This is a genomic window from Paramagnetospirillum marisnigri, assembly GCF_001650715.1.
Classification (GTDB): domain Bacteria; phylum Pseudomonadota; class Alphaproteobacteria; order Rhodospirillales; family Magnetospirillaceae; genus Phaeospirillum; species Phaeospirillum marisnigri.
In genome coordinates this window covers 1-18,310 of record NZ_LWQT01000045.1, presented here as the reverse complement: position 1 = coordinate 18,310, position 18,310 = coordinate 1, and the positions used below count along the sequence as shown (strand labels likewise).

16 protein-coding genes are annotated in these 18,310 nt (G+C 64.9%); 8 read left to right on the top strand and 8 right to left on the bottom strand.

Annotated features, from left to right (window positions below):
• Nucleotides 1-124: 124 nt before the first annotated feature.
• Entirely contained in the window at nucleotides 125-607 is a 483-nt protein-coding gene (locus A6A04_RS22250) for a hypothetical protein (RefSeq protein WP_156612510.1), read from the bottom strand.
• A 357-nt stretch (nucleotides 608-964) separates the two neighbouring features.
• Complete coding sequence (locus A6A04_RS07435) at nucleotides 965-2,587, bottom strand: recombinase family protein (RefSeq protein ID WP_172822739.1); 1,623 nt, start codon at nucleotides 2,585-2,587, stop codon at nucleotides 965-967.
• A 49-nt stretch (nucleotides 2,588-2,636) separates the two neighbouring features.
• Here A6A04_RS07435 and A6A04_RS07430 point away from each other — a divergent pair, with 49 nt between their 5' ends.
• Nucleotides 2,637-3,536: a bacteriohemerythrin gene (locus tag A6A04_RS07430; RefSeq protein ID WP_082914770.1), complete on the top strand. Its 900-nt coding sequence runs from the start codon at nucleotides 2,637-2,639 to the stop codon at nucleotides 3,534-3,536.
• Between the two features lie 19 nt (nucleotides 3,537-3,555).
• On the opposite strand, the gene A6A04_RS07425 is transcribed toward A6A04_RS07430, so the two are convergent.
• The 3 genes from A6A04_RS07425 to A6A04_RS07415 all read right to left on the bottom strand — a co-directional run bounded on the left by A6A04_RS07425 (nucleotide 3,556) and on the right by A6A04_RS07415 (nucleotide 7,137).
• Nucleotides 3,556-4,314: an RNA methyltransferase gene (locus tag A6A04_RS07425; RefSeq protein WP_068491472.1), complete on the bottom strand. Its 759-nt coding sequence runs from the start codon at nucleotides 4,312-4,314 to the stop codon at nucleotides 3,556-3,558.
• Nucleotides 4,311-5,972 carry a citramalate synthase gene (gene cimA, locus A6A04_RS07420; protein WP_068491470.1) on the bottom strand — a complete coding sequence of 554 codons (1,662 nt, stop codon included), beginning with the start codon at nucleotides 5,970-5,972 and terminating at the stop codon, nucleotides 4,311-4,313. The genes A6A04_RS07425 and cimA overlap by 4 nt, the downstream gene beginning before the upstream one ends.
• A gap of 154 nt (nucleotides 5,973-6,126) precedes the next feature.
• A complete protein-coding gene (locus A6A04_RS07415; RefSeq protein WP_068491469.1) occupies nucleotides 6,127-7,137 on the bottom strand; it encodes a cytochrome-c peroxidase in 1,011 nt (336 codons plus the stop codon).
• 335 nt (nucleotides 7,138-7,472) lie between these two features.
• Between A6A04_RS07415 and A6A04_RS07410 the strand changes: the two genes are divergently transcribed.
• Nucleotides 7,473-7,862: a septal ring lytic transglycosylase RlpA family protein gene (locus A6A04_RS07410; RefSeq protein WP_245651117.1), complete on the top strand. Its 390-nt coding sequence runs from the start codon at nucleotides 7,473-7,475 to the stop codon at nucleotides 7,860-7,862.
• A gap of 60 nt (nucleotides 7,863-7,922) precedes the next feature.
• On the opposite strand, the gene A6A04_RS07405 is transcribed toward A6A04_RS07410, so the two are convergent.
• A complete protein-coding gene (locus A6A04_RS07405) occupies nucleotides 7,923-8,432 on the bottom strand; it encodes a YdcF family protein (protein ID WP_245651116.1) in 510 nt (169 codons plus the stop codon).
• A 40-nt stretch (nucleotides 8,433-8,472) separates the two neighbouring features.
• Here A6A04_RS07405 and A6A04_RS07400 point away from each other — a divergent pair, with 40 nt between their 5' ends.
• Nucleotides 8,473-9,156 carry a class I SAM-dependent methyltransferase gene (locus tag A6A04_RS07400; protein ID WP_068491467.1) on the top strand — a complete coding sequence of 228 codons (684 nt, stop codon included), beginning with the start codon at nucleotides 8,473-8,475 and terminating at the stop codon, nucleotides 9,154-9,156.
• On the opposite strand, the gene A6A04_RS07395 is transcribed toward A6A04_RS07400, so the two are convergent.
• Entirely contained in the window at nucleotides 9,143-10,327 is a 1,185-nt protein-coding gene (locus A6A04_RS07395; protein ID WP_068491465.1) for a glycosyltransferase family protein, read from the bottom strand. The genes A6A04_RS07400 and A6A04_RS07395 overlap by 14 nt on opposite strands.
• A gap of 5 nt (nucleotides 10,328-10,332) precedes the next feature.
• On the bottom strand, nucleotides 10,333-11,454 hold the full coding sequence (locus A6A04_RS07390) for an Mrp/NBP35 family ATP-binding protein (RefSeq protein ID WP_068491462.1): 1,122 nt from the start codon (nucleotides 11,452-11,454) through the stop codon (nucleotides 10,333-10,335).
• Between the two features lie 236 nt (nucleotides 11,455-11,690).
• Between A6A04_RS07390 and hflK the strand changes: the two genes are divergently transcribed.
• The 5 genes from hflK to gcvA all read left to right on the top strand — a co-directional run bounded on the left by hflK (nucleotide 11,691) and on the right by gcvA (nucleotide 18,237).
• Nucleotides 11,691-12,836, top strand: a complete 1,146-nt coding sequence (gene hflK, locus A6A04_RS07385) for an FtsH protease activity modulator HflK (protein ID WP_068491461.1) — start codon at nucleotides 11,691-11,693, stop codon at nucleotides 12,834-12,836.
• On the top strand, nucleotides 12,833-13,705 hold the full coding sequence (gene hflC / locus A6A04_RS07380; RefSeq protein ID WP_068491459.1) for a protease modulator HflC: 873 nt from the start codon (nucleotides 12,833-12,835) through the stop codon (nucleotides 13,703-13,705). Before hflK ends, hflC begins: the two co-directional genes overlap by 4 nt.
• 91 nt (nucleotides 13,706-13,796) lie before the next feature.
• Nucleotides 13,797-15,326: a DegQ family serine endoprotease gene (locus A6A04_RS07375; RefSeq protein ID WP_068491457.1), complete on the top strand. Its 1,530-nt coding sequence runs from the start codon at nucleotides 13,797-13,799 to the stop codon at nucleotides 15,324-15,326.
• Between the two features lie 298 nt (nucleotides 15,327-15,624).
• Complete coding sequence (locus A6A04_RS07370; protein WP_245651115.1) at nucleotides 15,625-17,259, top strand: methyl-accepting chemotaxis protein; 1,635 nt, start codon at nucleotides 15,625-15,627, stop codon at nucleotides 17,257-17,259.
• Nucleotides 17,260-17,346: 87 nt separating this feature from the next.
• Nucleotides 17,347-18,237: a transcriptional regulator GcvA gene (gene gcvA / locus A6A04_RS07365; protein WP_068491455.1), complete on the top strand. Its 891-nt coding sequence runs from the start codon at nucleotides 17,347-17,349 to the stop codon at nucleotides 18,235-18,237.
• The last annotated feature ends 73 nt before the right edge of the window (nucleotides 18,238-18,310 follow it).

The window sequence follows — 18,310 nt, the reverse complement described above, 5'->3', positions numbered from 1 at the left end:
CCGTAGGCGTTCACAGCCACCGCCATCAGGGGCAAGGTCAGCGACTGGTTGTCGGTAATTTCCATGACAATGACCACGCCGGTGAGGGGAAAGAATTTTATCTCCTCTCCCCCCTGCCAAATGATTACATCATGTTGGACATCTTGGTGGCGGCGGCCGCTTCCGACTTGCAGGCGTCGCTCATGTGCTTGGACCGCGCCTGCTTTGCGGCCTGGATATGCTGCCAGGCACCTGCAATGGCCTCCGGCTTGGCCTTGGACATCTTCAGGGCATGCTCGGCCGAATGGATTGCGCGGGTGCATGCGGAGACACGTGGCTTCTCCGTCTTGGCGGGCATGGCCGTCATGGGAGCCGGGGCAACGGCGGGGGGCGTCGCGACCGGCGCGGCGGCGACCGGCGCAGGAACCACCGTCGGCGCCGGGGTCGGGGCAGCCGTGGCTGCAGGCGTCGAACTGGCGGCAGGAGGCGTGGCTTGCGTAGTGGGTGCAGTTGTTGCCGCGGCCGCAGCGGGTGCGGAAGACGCGGCAGGCGGAGCATCGGCGGCAAACGCCGATCCAGCAGCGATCAAGGCAGCAAGGGCAACGGTGCCGAACAGCTTATGGCTCATGGAAACCTCCGGGATTGTTAGACAGAGGCGAATGTGCCCCGCGTCAGTCAAGATGGAAAGCGTAGCGCGACACCATGGCAGGAATGAGGCAAGCCACCTTCCATTTTGGAATTGGAGAGTGATGCCAATCACTGCTCCGAGCAGATTGGAAATTCCGTGACCGTCGCCGTCGTCATGGCCCGAACCAAATCGCCGATAACTAACATGACATCTGCTTCCTGCCCAATTAAGTCGCTCTGGATAACAGGTACGAGTGATGGATCTTGGCACAACAGGGTCATATCGGACGCTCCCGACGAGTGGCGGTTGCCGGGGCATAGCGGTCAGATAGCCCAAGCAAGCACTTTAGAACACCCTTTACGCTTGATTCCCTTCCATCATTCCTGCGAAGGCCTTGGCATCGAGAATAAGGGCAATGCCCTCGCCGCCATGGGGAATGACGTCTGCAAAGGCTTCGTTGATATCGATCCGCTCAATGAACCGCTTCAGATCCTGTGCGAAGCTGGCTCTGGCCCGGTAGCGCTCCGAGCGGTCGTCGATCTCGTCCAGGCGCTGCATGTGCTCCAATGCGGCCATCATCAGTTCATGCTCGCCGTTCACAACTGCCGCCCCTGTCGATTGAAGGCGTCCCTCCAATTCCTTTCGGCGGGCTCGTAGTGAGCGGATTTCCGATCGCAATTCCGCGATTCGGCCAGCCAAGGCATCGTCAACCTCGTCACCGTCACCGGGCTCGACCTCCTCCGCCATCGCCACCAGACGCTTCTGCTTGGCCAAGGCGGAGTCAAGCCGGGCCTCCACTTGGCCATGCTCTTCTCGCAGGGCGGCGGTCGCCTGATTTTCAAAATCGAGCATCTGGCTGATGTCGATATCGGGCAAGCAGGCGAGGACGTGCCTTTCGAGCATTTCATAAGGATAGGTTTTGATGTGGGAGCATACGAGTTCCCCATCTTTCCGAACCCGGCGGCGGGCGATATCGCATTGCAGCCAGCCCTGCCCCTCGGGCAGGCCGCCGCTGGTGTGATAATACATTGGGCCGCCGCAATAGGCGCATCTGACAAGCCCGCGAAACAAATTGGCACAGGTTCCTCGATCCTGCCCCGCCGATCCTTTCCGCCGCCCGGTCATCGCCTTCTGGGCGCGGAAGAACAGAGCCTCGGGCACAATGGCCGGGAAATAGCCCTCGATGGGCGGACCTTCCGGAACCCGCACCCCATCCTTCATTACGCCGGGCTGGAACCGCCCTATCACCGCCTCGTTCGTCAGGATCTGGCGGATGCTTGTGTTGCGCCAGCCCTTGGCCCGCCCGAACGGAGTGACATTTTCATCGTTCAGCCTCCGCGCACTCATCCGGCTGCCGATTCCAGAAGCACATTCCTCGAAGAGGCGGCAGACAATCGCCGCCCGATCTTCCCGAACCCGGAATTCCGTCCGAGCCTTGTTGAGCGTCAGCCATCCGGGAACGCACCCTGTGAGCTTCGCCCTTGGATCGGCTTGAGCCCGAGCCCGCTTAGCCTTCCAGCTCTCGACCAGCCGCGCTGATTTCATGGCGCTCTCATCATGGGCGCGGGCCATGTAGACAATGGACATCAGCAGCTTGGTGAAATCCCGATCCACTTCCGCCTTGGAATACACTTGCCCGTCCGACAGGGTGACGATGGAAACCCCGGCGTCGATGATCGACAGGAACAGCGCCAGGGCGGTGGAGACCTGCTCCCGTGACAGCCGGTCGAGGTTCTCAACCAGCAATACCGATCCCGATGGAATGTCGCCGTCCCGGATCAGGTCGAGAAAGGCCGCCAGCGTTCCCTCGGTGCGGTTCTTACCTCGGAAGGCGGATACGCCGATGTCTTGCATGGTTTCGTTGAGGGTCAGGCCGTGCTTGATGGCATACTCACGTGATGCCTCAAGCTGACGCCGGAGCGAGTCGCCTTTGATCTGTTCCGGGCGCGACATGCGCAGGTAGGAAAATGCGAGAGCCATGGTTCCGGTCCGAGCGAAGCGGAACCTTAGTTTATGCTGAGGGTGGAGCATAATCCAGCGTCTTATCTTTTGTTTAATAGGACAAAACTCTACCATCGAGGCGGCGCGCGCCGGTGACGCCGGCAAGGGCTTTGCCGTGGTGGCCAACGAGGTCAAGCATCTCGCCACCCAGACGGGCAGGGCCACCGAGGAGATTGCCGCCCAGATCCGCGCGGTGCAGGAAGGCACTTCCAATGCCGTGCGAGCCATCGACTCCATCTCGCAAGTCATCAACCAGATGGGCGAGATCAGTTCGTCGGTGGCTTCGGCGGTGCAGGAGCAGTCGGCGGCCACGGCCGAAATCGCCCGCAACGTGGAACAGGCGGCGGCGGGAACCGCCGAGGTCTCTTCCAGCGTGGTGGCGGTGGAACAGGCAGCCCGTGATACCGGCGGCGCGGCCGAGCATATCCATACCTCCGCCAGCGACCTGTCGCGCCAGGCCGAGTATCTGCGGGCCGAAGTGGGACGGTTCCTGTCCCAGGTCCGCGCCGAGAAATCCGAGATGAAGCTGCTGGAATGGGACAATGCCCTCAACATGGGCATCGCCGCTATCGACCGTCATCACCAGGAGATGTTCGCCGAGGTCAACCGGCTCTATTCCGAGATGATGAGCGGCGGCGGCCAGCATGCCGCCCAGTCCATGATCGACATGGTCGACAACGTCCTCACCGCCCATTTCAAGGAAGAGGAAGAGGTGATGAACCGTCACGGCTATGGCGAGATCGACGCCCATCGCCGCCATCACCGCGACTTCCTCGACACCTTCGCCAAGCTGCGGGGAACCATCGGCGACGGAAAGCCCGACGCGGTGGCGAAGATGTTCGAATACGTCTCCAACTGGCTGAAGAACCACATCCGGATCGAGGACGGCAAGCTGGCGACCTATCTGCGGGATCGCAAGGCGGCCTGAGGCGGCGGGGGCGGCGTTTTCAGGCGCCGCCCTTCTTGTGGCGATAGGTCACCAGTTCGTGGACGATGCCGTGCAGCGTCTGGATTTCCTGCCCCGTGAGCCCTGCCCGCTGGAACATGTTGCGGATGTTGCGGATCATGGTCGGGCGCTTGTCGGGGATGCGCAGGAAGCCGCACTCATCCAGTTCCCGTTCCAGGTGATTGAAGAAGGTCAGCAGCTTCTCCTTGGAGGCGGGACCCTCGGCGCCCTTGGTCATGGCGGGCAGGGTGGAGGCGGCCTCCATCTGGAACCACTCATAGGACACCAGCAGCACCGCCTGGGCCAGGTTGAGCGAGCAATAGTCGGGATTGAGCGGCACCGTCAGCACGGTGTCGGCGATGGCGACATCGTCGTTTTCCAGCCCGGTGCGCTCGGGGCCGAACAGCACGCCACAGCGCATTCCCTCGGCCTCCACCGCCCGCATGGCGGCGGCGGCCTGGCGCGGCGTGTCCACCGGCTTGACCATGTAGCGGTCGCGTCCGGTGGTGCACCAGACCCGGTGCAGATCGGCCACCGCCTCGGCCGTGGTCTCCACCACCTTGGCGCCAAGCAACAGCCGGTCGGCGCCCGAGGCCGCCGCGATGGCGCGCTCGTCCAGCGGACTGGTCCGCGGCGCCACGATGCGCAGGTCGGTCAGGCCGCAATTGAGCATGGCCCGGGCGGCGGTGCCCATGTTCTCGGCCAGTTGCGGCCGCACCAGGATGATGGCGGGGCCGGGGGCCGGTGCCGCGTCGCTCATGCCGCCTTGACGCCCTTGTCGCGATAGCGGAACAGCATGAAGGTGATGGAGTCCTGCAGCGCTTCCAGCGAGGCCTCCAGCACATTGGTGTGCACGCCCACCGTGGTCCACAGATGGCCCTGGTCGTCCTCGCTCTCGATGGTGACGCGGGTCTTGGCGGCGGTGCCCACCGTGCTTTCGGTGATGCGGACGCGGTAGTCCTTCAGCTCCAGGGCGGTCAGCTCGGGATAGACGGTGGTCAGCACCTTGCGCAGGGCAACGTCGAAGGCGTGGACCGGGCCGGTGCCTTCGCCCACCTCGATATATTCCTTGCCCGCGACCTCGACCTTGACGGTGGCTTCCGACAGGGTGATCCAGTCGCCCTTGGCATTGCGGCGGCGCTCGTCGATGACGCGGTAGCGTTCCAGGGTGAAGTATTCCGGCACCTCGCCCAGGGCGCGGCGCACCAGCAGCTCGAAACTGGCGGCGGCCTGGTCATAGGCATAGCCCTCGTGCTCCAGATGCTTGACCAGATCCACCAGATCCTTGACGTCGCGCGGGTCGAAGCCGACCTGCATCTGCTCGACCACGCCGATCAGGGCTTCTTTCTTCACCGTGTCGAGATCGACGCCGATCTCGGCCATGCGCGCCACCAGATTGGAGCGCCCGGCCTGATCGCTCATGACGATGTGGCGGACATTGCCCACCGAGGACGGATCGATATGCTCGTAGCATTTGGGGTCCTTGGCCACCGCCGAGACGTGCAGCCCGCCTTTATGGGCGAAGGCCGAACCGCCCACATAGGGCTGGCCGCGCGACGGATGACGGTCCAGCACCTCGTCGAGCGCGCGGGATACCGAAACAAGGTTCCGCAGGTCCTCGGGATTGATGCCGGTCTCGAAGCCCATCTTCAGCATCAGGGCGGGGATGATGGAGACCAGATTGGCATTGCCGCAGCGCTCGCCCAGCCCGTTCAGGGTGCCCTGGATCTGGCGGGCGCCCGCCTTGACGGCGGCCAGGGAATTGGCCACGGCGGTGTCGGAATCGTTGTGACAGTGGACGCCGATATGGCTGCCGGGGATGCCCGCCGCGATCACCTCGCCGACGATGCGCTCCATCTCGTGGGGCAGGGTGCCGCCATTGGTATCGCACAGCACCACCCAGCGCGCCCCCGCCTCATGGGCGGCCTTGACCGCGGCCAGGGCATAGCCCGGATTGGCTTTGTAGCCGTCGAAGAAATGCTCGGCGTCGAACATCACCTCTTCCATGCGGGTCCTGGCATGGGCCACCGAGTCCGAGACCATGCGCAGATTCTCGTCCAGCTCGATGCCCAGCGCGACGGTGACCTGGAAGTCCCAGCTTTTGCCCACCATGGTGACGATGCGGGCCGGGGTGGTGAGCAGGGCGTTGAAGCCGGGATCGTTGTCGGCCGAGCGGCCCGAGCGCCGCGTCATGCCGAAGGCGGTCAGGCGCGAGCGCTTGAAGGCGGGTGGCGCCGCGAAGAAGGCGTCGTCGGTGGGATTGGCTCCCGGCCAGCCGCCCTCGATATAGTCGATGCCCAGACGGTCCAGTTCACGCGCGATTCGCGCCTTGTCGGCGGCGGAAAAGTCCACTCCCTGGGTCTGGGCGCCATCGCGCAGGGTGGTGTCATAGATGTAGACGCGCTTGCTCTGGTCCATAACGTGCTCGATCCATGTGTGCGGGCGGCCATTGGGCCGTGCGGGGCACAATACAATATAGAATGGCCCAGCTTCCGCCAACCGATACCGCCTCGCCCATGAAAAAAGCCCCGGAGAGCGCAGGCTCTCCGGGGCTTCAAACAGGCTTGACGCCTTACTTGTCGAACGGCGTCGGACGCGGGGTGGCGTCGGACGACGGCGGCAGGATCGGCAGCTTGAAGTTGGGCTGGTCGCCGGTCAGGGTCTTCAGGAAGGCCACGATCTTGGTGTTCTCCTCGGGGGTGAACTTCTTGCCAAGCTGGATGCGGCCCATGGTGTCGACGGCCTGGGGCAGGGTGGCGGCTTCGCCGTCATGGAAGTAGGGATAGGTCAGTTCGACATTGCGCAGCGTCGGGACCTTGAAGTTGAAGCGGTCGGCCTCGTCCTTGGTCACTCCCACGCGTCCCTCGGCCGGGCTGGTGGCCTGATAGGCCTCGACCACGCCCATCTTCTGGAACGAGTTGCCGCCCACCGCCGCGCCATTATGGCAAGCGGTGCAGCCGGAGTCCTTGAACAGCTTGTAGCCCGCCACTTCGTCGGCCTTCAGCGCCTTCTTGTCACCCTTCAGCCACTTGTCGAAGCGGGAATTGGGGGTGACCAGGGTCTCCTCGAAGGCGGCGATGGCCTTGGTGACTTCTTCGATGGTGACCTTTTCGGTGCCGAATACCGTCTTGAACTCGGCCACATAGCCCGGAATGGACTGCAACACTTCCACCGCCAGGGTGTGGTTGGAGGCCATCTCGCCGGGATTGGCGATGGGGCCGCCCGCCTGGGCGTTGAGGTCCTTGGCGCGGCCATCCCAGAACTGGGCGACGTTGAGGCTGGAATTCAGAACGGTCGGGGCGTTGATCGGCCCCTTGTTCCAGTTGTGGCCGATGGAGGTCTTCAGGTTGTCGGTGCCGCCCATGGACAGGTTGTGGCACGAATTGCACGAAATGAAGCCCGACTTGGACAGGCGGGTGTCGAAATAGAGCTTCTTGCCCAATTCGACCAGGCCGACATTCTTGACCTTGGCGGGCTGGATCGGCTGGATCGGCTCGTCGGCGGGCTTGGCCATGACCGAGGCCGAAGAGAAAGTGACCGCGAGACCGACGGTCAAGGACAGAAGAGCTGCTTTGAGAGTCATTAGTTCCCCCCGATGAAGTCCGGGCGCGCCCGCATATCGCGCGAACCCGGAGTCGGTTCAGTCAAAGAAGCGCACCTCGGGTGGCGTCGCCTCTGGGGCGCTTCGGGCCTGATATTTACGCGTATACGTATTAACCGCAATGATGTGGATCAACGCGATATTAGATTCTTTTTAATTATCCTAATTTAGATGTGTTCAACGAAGTGGTCTGTTGCCTGGCCGGGTCGGGCTAATGTCGTTTACAAGTCGTTCGCAAATGTGAGATTATTCACAGAGAATTATCACTTTCGCGGGCAGAATGGCGCCCGTATCCAGGAACTGTAAGGTTCATAGCCATGACCCCGACGAAGACCATCCTGGCGGCTGCCGCCATGATCACCCTTTCGGGCACAGCCAAGGCCGAGTTGATCGGCCCCCATCCATCGCGGGCCGAAAGCTATGGTGTCGCGTCCTGGTATGGCCCCGGCTTCAAGGGTAAGCGCACCGCCAATGGCGAGAAGTACAATCCCAAGGGACTGACCGCCGCCCATCCCAGCCTGCCGTTCGGCACGCTGGTCGAGGTGTCCCGGCCGGATCGCAAGAAATCGGTGGTGGTCTGCATCACCGATCGCGGCCCCTTCACCGGCCGCGCCATCGACCTGTCCCAGGGGGCCGCCCGGCGGCTGCACATGACCTATCTGGGGGCGGTGCCGGTCAAGATGCAGGTCATCGGCATGGCCGAATAGCGGGGAAGCTTGGTCAATCTTCCCTCAAATGAAATCCGTATTTTTTATTGATCCGTCGGATTACCAGCCCAGCCGGGATCGCTCCACCCGCAGGACGGTCCAGGGCAGGGCGGCGGCCTCGCGCGCCCAGGCCAGCCACCATTCCGCCCTCGGCAGTCCCTCGGGCCAGACCGGGGCGGGGCTTACGGCCAGTCCCAGACGGCGAAAGACATAGATCGCCCGAGGCAGGTGGCAGGCATCGCTCACCAGCAGCAGCCGGGTCCAGCCCCTTGCCTCGACCATGGGACGCGACTCCCGGGCATTGCCGATGGTGTTGACCGAGGTCTCCTCGGTGAGGATGCGCTCGGGCGCCAGTCCGGCCGCCAGGGCGAGGTCGCGCATCACCAGGCTTTCCGGGCGGGGATGGCGCACCGGTCCGCCGCTCATCAGCAGATGCCCGACGGTTCCCGCCTGCGCCAGCCGGACGCCGTGGGCCACCCGTCTCGCCAGGGCGGGGCTTGGGCGGCCATCGGCACGGACCATGGCGCCCAACACGATGGCGGCGTCGAATCTGTCGACAGAAGCTGTCATGATCACTTAATGATTTCGTAGAATTGATACGGAGGACACCGTGGACCGACGCCGCAATACCGATGTCATCGTGGAGACGCTGAAGCTGGATGGCAAGCGGGTGATCGACGTGGGCTGCGGCGACGGTGCCCTGGTGCGGCTGCTGGCCCGTTTCGGTGCCCATGTGTTGGGAGTGGAATGCAGCCCCCGGCAATTGGCCAAGGCCCGGGCTGCATCCAAGGTGTCGGACGAGGAGATCGTGGACGGTGTCGGCCAGAATCTGCCCGCCGACGACGAAAGTGTCGACTCGGTGATCTTCTTCAACAGTCTGCACCACATTCCCATCGAGCATCAGGCCAAGGCCCTGGCTGAGGCGGCGCGGGTGCTGAAGCCCGGCGGCGAGGTCTATGTCTCCGAGCCGCTGCCCCATGGCGCCTTCTTCGAGGCGGTGCGCCCCATCGACGACGAGACCTGGGTGCGCGGCGCCGCCCTGGCGGCGGTGAAGGGGGCCTGGGTGCACGGGCTGGAGGAAGCGGCCGAATTCACCTATGTCCATCCCATGCATCTGCCGGACTACGAGACCTTCCGCGACAAGATCATTTCGGCTAACAGCGAGCGCGAGGCCAAATTCGCCGAACTGGATGCCGAGATGCGCGAGCGCTTCGTCCGCCTCGCCCAGCCCGGCCCCGAGGGCAAGTTCGCCTTCGACCAGCCCATGCGGGTCAACCTGCTCAGGAAGGTGTGAGCTTTCCCACCATGGCGTCGTGGATGATGCGGGCGCGATGGCGCCAGGTATGGGCGGCGGCGTAGAGGGGGAGGGCGGCGCGGGCCTGGGGCAGCACGCCGGTCGGCGCGGCCAGGGCCTCGGCCAGGCTGGCGCCGCCTGACTCCACCGCGTCTTCCAACGACAGCAGATGGTCGCCGAAGCTCAGTGTCTCTTCCAGGAAGGTGCTGGGCTCGGTGCAGATGGCGGCCCCCATGGCCATGCCGTACCACACCCGCTCGTGCGAGCCGCCGGGAAACACCGTCACCGAATTGAGCAGGATGCGGCTCCGGCGCATCAGCGCCATGGCCGCCTGCTCGTCCACCGCGCCCAGGGATTCCACATTGGCGGGGGCGGAGGCGAAGAAACCGGGGGCGATGGACCCGGCCAGGGTCACCTTGACCTTGCCGAGACTGGTCAGCACCCGATGCCGGTTGAAGGATTCGAGAAAGCGGCAGAGGAAGCGCAGCAGGTCGAGGAAGGCGGAACGCCCCAGGCTCTCCACTCCCAGGCTGACCGAGGACAGGGCGGCGGACAGAGCCTTGAACGGCTCAAGCCCCTCTTCCAGCACCAGGGACAGGGTCAGATGGGCGGCGTGGCGTACCGGCTCGGGCAGTCCTGCTGTCAACGCCTCGAAATGCTCCATGCGGCACGGCGTCGTCAGATTGCCCAGGAACAGCACCGGAAACGGCCGGTCATCATGCCAGTCGGTATCGGGCTGCGGCCCGCCATGGGGCATGAACACGGTGCGATGGCCCGGGGGAAAGCGGGCGAAGAATTCGGCGTGATGGCGGTCGACATAGCTGATCACCGCGTCGTCGCCGACCGAATAGATGTTGTCGAACTGGCTCCATGGCGCATCGGTGATGTAGCAGAACCGCTTCATGGCGGTGCGCCGCACCTGGGAGTATTTCAGGTGGGCATTCATATCGACCACGAAGAAGTCGCCGCCTGAATCCACGCAGCCCTGGATGCGGCGGCAGACTTGGGCGAACCCCTCCTCGAAGGCCCGCTCCCCCGCCAAGGCGGCATTGGGAAAGCGCAGCAGCTCGGCCGTATGGCCCAACTGCCGCAATCCTTCCGCCAGCTCGGCGCCGGTACTCTGCAACAGGCTGAAGGCGCTGTCGCCCACCACCACCAGCGCCGTCGACATTGGACCTACTCCATGACGATGCGGGGGCCCTTGCGTCCGCTGCTCTGCATGGCCTGGACCTTGTCCCAGATCTTGGCGGCGATGGCCATATAGGCCTTGGCGTGGGGGCTGTTGGGCTTGGAGACCACGATGGGTTCGCCCGCGTCCGAGGTCTGGCGGATGGCGATATCCAACGGCACCTCGCCCAGGAATTCGGTGGACAGCCGCGCCGCTTCCGCCTTGGCGCCGCCATGGCCGAAGATATGGGCCTCGTCGCCGCATTTCGGGCAGATGTAATAGCTCATATTCTCGATGATGCCGAGCACCGGCACATCCACCTTGCGGAACATGTTCAGGCCCTTGGTGGCGTCCAGCAGGGCGATGTCCTGGGGGGTGGAGACGATGACGGCGCCGGTCAGCGGCACCCGCTGGGTCATGGTCAGCTGGGTGTCGCCGGTGCCGGGCGGCATGTCGATGACCATCACGTCCAGCTCGCCCCAGTGGACGTCGCGCAGCAGCTGCTCCAGCGCCCCCATCACCATGGGACCGCGCCAGATGATGGGCGAATCCTCGGGCACCAGGAAGCCCATGGACATGCACTTCACCCCGTAATTCTCCATGGGCATCATGGTCTTGCCGTCATTGCTGACCGGCTCGCCGGTGATGCCCAGCATGCGCGGCATGCTCGGTCCGAAGATGTCGGCGTCGAACAGGGCGGTCTTCAGCCCCATCTGGGCGAAGGACATGGCGATATTGGTCGCCGTGGTCGACTTGCCGACGCCGCCCTTGCCGGACGCCACGGCGATGATGGCTTTGACCGTGGGCAGCAGCGGCGCCTCGGCCTGACCGGCGCCATGGCCGTGACCATGGCCGCCGCCCTTGGGGCCGCCCTGGACATTGCGCTCGGCGGTCAGCACCGCCGAAACCGACAGCACGCCGGGCAGATCGTGAACCGCTTTCTCGGCGGCCTTGCGCAGGGGCTCCAGATGGGGGCCGCGCTGGGGATCGACCTCGATGGCGAAGGCCACATGGCCGTTCTTCACCGCCACGCCCGACACCATGCCCAGGCTGATGATATCGGCCTTGCGGTCCGGGTCCTGGATGCGGCTCAGCGCCTCGACGATCTGCTGTTCGGTGACCTCGGCCATGGACATCCTCTTTGTTTGGAAAAGCCTTGCGAATCTCAGGGTTTTTGCGGGCCAATGGCCTACAAGCATGATCTGATATATGTCGCCCGGCCCGGTTTGGAAAGGCGGAAAGCCCCGCAACGGATTGAAAACCGGTAATATGGACTTGGCCGCGTTGCACGAGGGGGAATCCTGCCCTATGTTCCCTGTGCGAACCCAGGTTTCGCGACCGGACGGACAATAGATAGGGGTGATACATGCCTTGGAATCCTCGTGGCGGCGGCGGCGGCCCTTGGGGTGGTGGCGGCGGCGGTAACGGCCCATGGGGTCGACCCGGCGGCGGTCCTGGCGGCGGTGGCCCCCTTCCCGGCGGTCCCGATATCGAGGATTTCATCCGCAAGGGGCAGGAACGGCTGCGTCGCGCCATGCCTGGCGGCCCCGGCGGACTGGGCGGTGCCCAGGGGCTGATGGTGCTGGCGGTGCTCGCCCTGGCGGCCTGGGCCTTCACCGGCATCTACAAGGTCGGTCCCGACGAACAGGGCGTGGTGCTGCGCTTCGGCAAATGGGTGGATACCACCGAGCCGGGGCTGCATTACCGCCTGCCCTATCCCATCGAGACGGTGCTGCTGCCCAAGGTCACCAAGGTCAACCAGCTGCAGTTGGGCTATCGCTCGGTGGGCGACACCAGGGGCGAGCGCGGCTCGTCCTCGCGCGGGGTTCCCGAGGAAAGCCGCATGCTGACCGGCGACGAGAACATCGTCGAGGCCGATGCCGCCGTGTTCTGGCGCATCAAGGACGCCGGCAAGTTCCTGTTCAACGTCCGCGACCCCGAGGCCACGGTCAAGGTGGCGGCGGAAAGCTCGCTGCGCGAGGTCATCGGCCGCAATCCCATCCAGGCGGCCCTGTCGGACAAGCGCGAGCAGATCGCCATCCAGGCCCAGGAAGAGCTGCAGAAGCTGCTGGACGCCTATGGCGCCGGCATCCATGTCCAGCAGGTGCAGTTGCAGAAGGTCGACCCGCCCGCCGCGGTCATCGACGCCTTCAACGACGTCCAGCGCGCCCGCGCCGACCAGGAGCGCGCCCGCAACGAGGCGGAAGCCTATCGCAATGACATCATTCCCCGCGCCCGAGGCGAGGTGGAACGCATCACCCAGGAGGCCCAGGCCTATCGCGAGCAGGTGGTCGACCTGGCCCAGGGTGATGCCAAGCGCTTCCTGTCGCTGCTGGGCGCCTACAAGGTGGCCGAGGACGTCACCGCCCGGCGCATGTATATCGAGACCATGGAGGAGGTGGTGAAGAACGCCACCAAGATCGTCATCGACCCATCGGCCAAGGGAGGGCAGGGCGTGATTCCCTATCTGCCGCTGCCTGAAATCAAGAAGCAGGCGGGAGGTGCCAAATGAACCGCTCTCTCGCCGTGACGGCGGCCCTGGTGCTGGTGGCGCTGGTGTTGGCCTCGTCCTCGCTGTTCATCGTCAATCAGGCGGAACAGGCCCTGGTGCTGCGCTTCGGCGCCCATCGCGCCACCATCAAGGAACCGGGGCTGCACATGAAGCTGCCCTTCATCGAGGATGTGGTGCGCTACGACATCCGCCTGTTGGGTCTGGACCCGCCCGACGAGCAGGTGATCCTGGGCGACCAGAAGCGCATCGTGGTGGATACCTTCACCCGTTATCGCATCGCCGATCCGCTGAAATTCTATCAGGCGGTCCGTACCGAGACCCAGGCCCGCGCCCAGTTGGCCCAGATCGTCTCGTCGGCCATGCGCCGGGTGATGGGCCAGGTGATGCTGCCCGCCATCCTGTCTGACGAGCGCTCCAAGATCATGGAGAGCATCCAGCAAGATGTGTCCGAACGGGCCGGGCGCGAACTGGGCATCCAGGTGGTGGATGTGCGGCTGCGCCGCGCCGACCTGCCCGAGGAAACCAGCCAGTCCATCTATGACCGCATGAAGTCGGAACGCGAGCGTCAGGCCAAGGAAGCCCGCGCCCAGGGCTATGAGTGGAGCCAGCAGATCCGGGCGCGCGCCGACCGCGAACGCACCGTCATCCTGGCCGAGGCCCAGCGCGATGCCCAGATCGCCCGCGGTCAGGGCGATGCCGAGGCGGCGCGCATCCTGGCCGAGGCCTTCGGCAAGGACGCGCAGTTCTTCACCTTCTATCGCTCGCTGCAGGCCTATCGCCATGCGCTGAACGATGCCGGCACGACGCTGGTGCTGTCACCGGACAACGAGTTCCTGCGCACCTTCAATGCCGGGCCAAGGAGCCGCTAGGGACATAACTTCGTCACCCCCGCTTTCGCGGGGGTGACGACCTCAGTAAAATGGTCTGTCCGGGACTTAATCTTCAGGAGGGTTTGGTCAGGTGTTCATCTCGAGGATCAACCATCATTCCGTCGTGTCGCGTGTCGCGATCGCCGGACTGGCCTTACTCGTCTGGGCGAGCACGTGCACGGCCCAGGCCGCCGGTGGTCCGCCGCCGTCCAGCTTCGCCGATCTGGCGGAACGTCTACTGCCCAGCGTGGTCAATATCTCGACCACCCAGACCCTGAAGACCCCCCAGGGCGGTGGGCTGGAAATGCCGCAATTTCCGCCCGGCTCGCCGCTGGAGGAGTTCTTCAAGGAGTTCCTGGAGCGTCAGCAGGGCGGCCCCGGCCGTCCCGACGCGCCCTCGCGCAAGGCGACCTCGCTGGGTTCGGGCTTCATCATCGACCCGGCGGGCTATATCGTGACCAACAACCACGTCATCGCCGACGCCGACGAGATCAGCGTCAAGCTGCATGACGATACCGTGTTCACCGCCACGGTGGTGGGCCGCGATCCCAAGGTCGATCTGGCGCTGTTGAAGATCGATCCCGGCAAGAAGGTCCTGGCCGCCGTCCCCTTCGGTAATTCCGACGAGGCCCGGGTGGGCGACTGGGTTCTGGCCATCGGCAATCCCTTTGGCTTCGGCGGCACCGTCACGGCGGGAATCGTCTCGGCCCGGGCCCGCGACATCAACGCCGGTCCCTATGACGATTTCCTCCAGACCGACGCCTCCATCAACCGGGGCAATTCCGGCGGTCCCATGTTCAACATGAAGGGCGAGGTGGTCGGCATCAATTCGGCCATCATCTCGCCGTCGGGCGGCTCCATCGGCATCGGCTTCGCCATTCCCGCCTCGCTGGCCATGCCGGTTCTCGACGACCTGCGCAAGCATGGCAAGGTGCGGCGCGGCTGGCTGGGCATCCGTATCCAGTCGCTGGATGCCGACATGGCCGAGAATATGGGCCTGCCCGATCAGCATGGCGCCCTGGTGGCTTCGGTGGATCCCAACGGCCCCGGCCTCAAGGCTGGCCTCAAGAACGGCGACGTGGTGCTGAAATTCGATGGCAAGGACATCACCGAGATGCGCCGCCTGCCGCGCTATGTGGCCGGAACCTCCATCGGCAAGAAGGTGGATCTGGTGATCTGGCGCGACGGTCGGAAGCAGACCGTCTCGGCCACCGTCGGCGAAATGCCCGAGGACCCGGCCGACAAGCTGGCCAAGGGGGCCAAGCCCGACCAGCCCAAGGCATCCCAGGGCAAGGACGGGGTACTGGCCATTCCCGGCACCGGCCTGACCGTGTCGTCGCTCACTCCGGCGCTGCGCGAGCGTTTCGGCATCGATGACGAGAACAAGGGAATCGTGGTCACCGAGGTCAAGCCCGATAGCGGCGCCGCCGAGAAGGGCCTGCGCCCCGGCGACCTGATCAAGGAAGCCGACCACAAGCCGGTAGGCTCGCCCGCCGATCTGGGCAAGCTGGTGGAGGACGGCCGCAAGGCCGGTGCCAAGTCGCTGCTGCTTCGGGTGGAGAACCCCCAGCAACTGCGTTACGTGGCGCTGCCGCTGGCGGAGGGCAAGGGCAAGAAGTAAGTTCCCCTTGCCGCAGTCGATGACGACGGGGCCGCACCTGGGTGCGGCCCCGTTCGTTTTTGGATAATACCTTAGAACCCGCTCATTCTGAACCACGCGGGCAACAAGCGCTTGACTAAATCGGTATCCATATACCAATTTGAATAGGACGGCACGCTGGGGGACACAATCCGGCGGCCGATATTGGGGACAGGCAGGACTTCACAACATCGGACCGACCATCGGTCCGGAACCGATGGTCATGGGAGGCGTCGTGCTCGGCCAAATCTCCAACGCGCGTATCGCGTTTAAAGTCTTCATGGCGCCGCTTTTGCTTGTGGCATCCATCCTGCTGCTTGGCCTGGTCTTCCACCTGGCCATGGACCGCCAGGGCGCGGCCATGGAGCGAATGGTCAACAGCTCCTTCGCCAATAGCCGGGCGGCGGCCGAACTGGACGGCATCGCCGCCTCGATCCAGTCCAATCTCTATCGTGTCCTGGGCTGGCAGGCGGCCAAGGAAGACAAGGACAAGATCAAGGCGCTGGAAGGCCAGATACGGAGCGATCTCAAGACCTTGTCGGCTAAGTCGGGTGTCGTTCTCGCGGCGCTGGGGACGGATGCCTCCGCCGCCAAGCAGGTCAAGGATTACGGGCTGGCGGCGGGGGACGTACTCGACATCTTCATTTCGGATCACATCACCGCCCTGTCCATGATGGGCAGCACCGAGATCGAATATGACGGCCTGCACAAGCTGCTGGACGGACTGTCGGCCCAGGCGGCGGCCAAGGCGGCCGAGGACTACCGCGAGACCGAGGCCCTGGCCGCCGCCGCCGGGCTGCGTTTCTTCCTGGTGCTGGGCGCCGCCCTGGTGCTTGGCATCGTCGCCACCTTCGCCATGACCCGCCTGATCGCCAGGCCTGTCACCGCCTTGACCGAGGTCATGGGACGGCTGGCGAGCGGTATCACCCAGGTGGAGATTCCCTCGCTGGACAGCGGCGACGAGATCGGCGCCATGGCCCGCGCCGTGGCGGTCTTCCGCGACGGCATGGAGCGGGCGGCCCGGCTGGAGGCCGAGCAGGGCCAGCAGCGCGAGCGCCAGGCCCGGTTGCTGGCGCGTCGCGACGAGTTGATCACCCGCTTCAATTCCACCATGGAGGAAATCCTGGGGACGGTGGGGGCCTCCATCGACCGGGTCCATACCTCGTCCAGCTCGTTGCAGGCCACGGCCGAGCAGACCAGCCGCCAGGGCGCCGCCGTGGCCTCGGCCGCCGAACTGTCCGCCGCCAATGTAGCGACGGTGGCGACCGCCGCCGAGGAACTGGGCAGTTCCGTGCGCGAGATCAGTCGCCAGGTGGCCGAGACCACCACCATTACCTCCGATGCGGTGCACGGCATCCACAGTGCCAATACCACCATGGATGGGCTGGCCGACGCGGCGCGGCGCATCGGCGAGGTGGTGACCCTGATCAACGACATCGCGGCCCAGACCAATCTGCTGGCGCTCAATGCCACCATCGAGGCGGCCAGGGCGGGCGAGGCGGGCAAGGGCTTCGCCGTGGTGGCGGGCGAGGTCAAGACCCTGGCCAATCAGACCGCCAAGGCCACCGACGAGATCGCCCAGCAGATCGCGGGCATCCAGACCATCAGCCGGGAAGCGGCCGATACCATCCGCAGTGTCGGCCAGACCATTGACCGGGTCAATCAGGTGGTCGCCTCCATCGCCGCGGCGGTGGAGCAGCAAAGCGCCGCCACCGAGGAAATCGTGCGCAGCGTCCAACAGGCGTCCGATGGCAATTCAGAAATCACCCGCAACATCGCCGATGTGTCCAAGGCGGCGACCGCAACCGGTGAAATGGCATCGGGCATGTTCCAGGCCGCCGACGAACTGGTGCACGAGGCCGCGCATCTGCGCGGCGAGGTGGGAGACTTCCTGTTGGCCATGAAGGCGGAATAGGGGCGGCGGCTCGGGTGAGCGCGCCTCATCCGATCCGCCCTGGTTCTTGTTTGAGAAGTGGGGCGGCTTGCCCCACACTGAACCATCATGACCTATCGGCTGCCGCCTTTGACCACGCTGCGCCTGTTCGAGGCCGCCGCCCGCCTGATGAGCTTCAAGCAGGCGGCGGAGGAGCTTGGCCTGACTCCCAGCGCCGTCAGCCATGGCATTCAGACCCTGGAGGACTGGCTGGGGGTGCGGCTGTTCATCCGCTACAACCGTGGCCTGGACCTGACCGAGGCCGGGCAGGCCTATCTGCCCCAGGTGAGCGAGGCCCTGGCATCGCTGGCGCGGGCCACCGACGCTGTGCCTGGGCGCAGGCCCAGCGGCAAGCTGTCCGTCAGTTGCGCCTCGACCTTTGCCGCCCGCTGGCTGCTGCCCAGCTTGCCCCGCTTCCAGGCCCGCCATCCCGAGATCCAGGTCAGCATGGATACCCGCTTCCGGCAGGTGGAGTTCCCCAGGGACGGCATCGACGTTGCCATCCGGCTGGCGGCCGGGCCGTGGGATGGGCTGCATGCCCTGAAGCTGGAAGAGGAATGGTTGGTTCCGGTCTGCACCCCGGCCATGGCCGAGACTATCTCCAGTTGCGCCGATCTCGCCCGGGCCACGCTGCTGCATAATGTCAGCGTCTCCACCGATTGGGCCTATTGGTTCGCCACCAAGGGCGAGCCGGAGATAGAACCGGCGCGCAGTTCTCGCTTCGACACCATCCAGATGGTGCTGGATGCCGCCATCAGCGGCCTGGGCGTCGGAATCGGGCGGCTGCCCCTGGTCCAGCGCGACCTCGATTCCGGTCGGCTGGCCATGGTGCTGGGGCCGCCCATCCCCAGCCGCACCGCCTATTGGATGGTCTGTGCCCGCGAATCCCTGGCCCGGCCCGAGGTCAGGGCCTTTCGTGACTGGCTGCGCTCGGAACTGCCGCTCAGCCGGGCGGGCTAGCACTACTTTGGCATATTTTAGCTACGGGCGGTTTTTTGGGGTTCCCAAGAGCAAGTTTGCGTGATTCATAAGA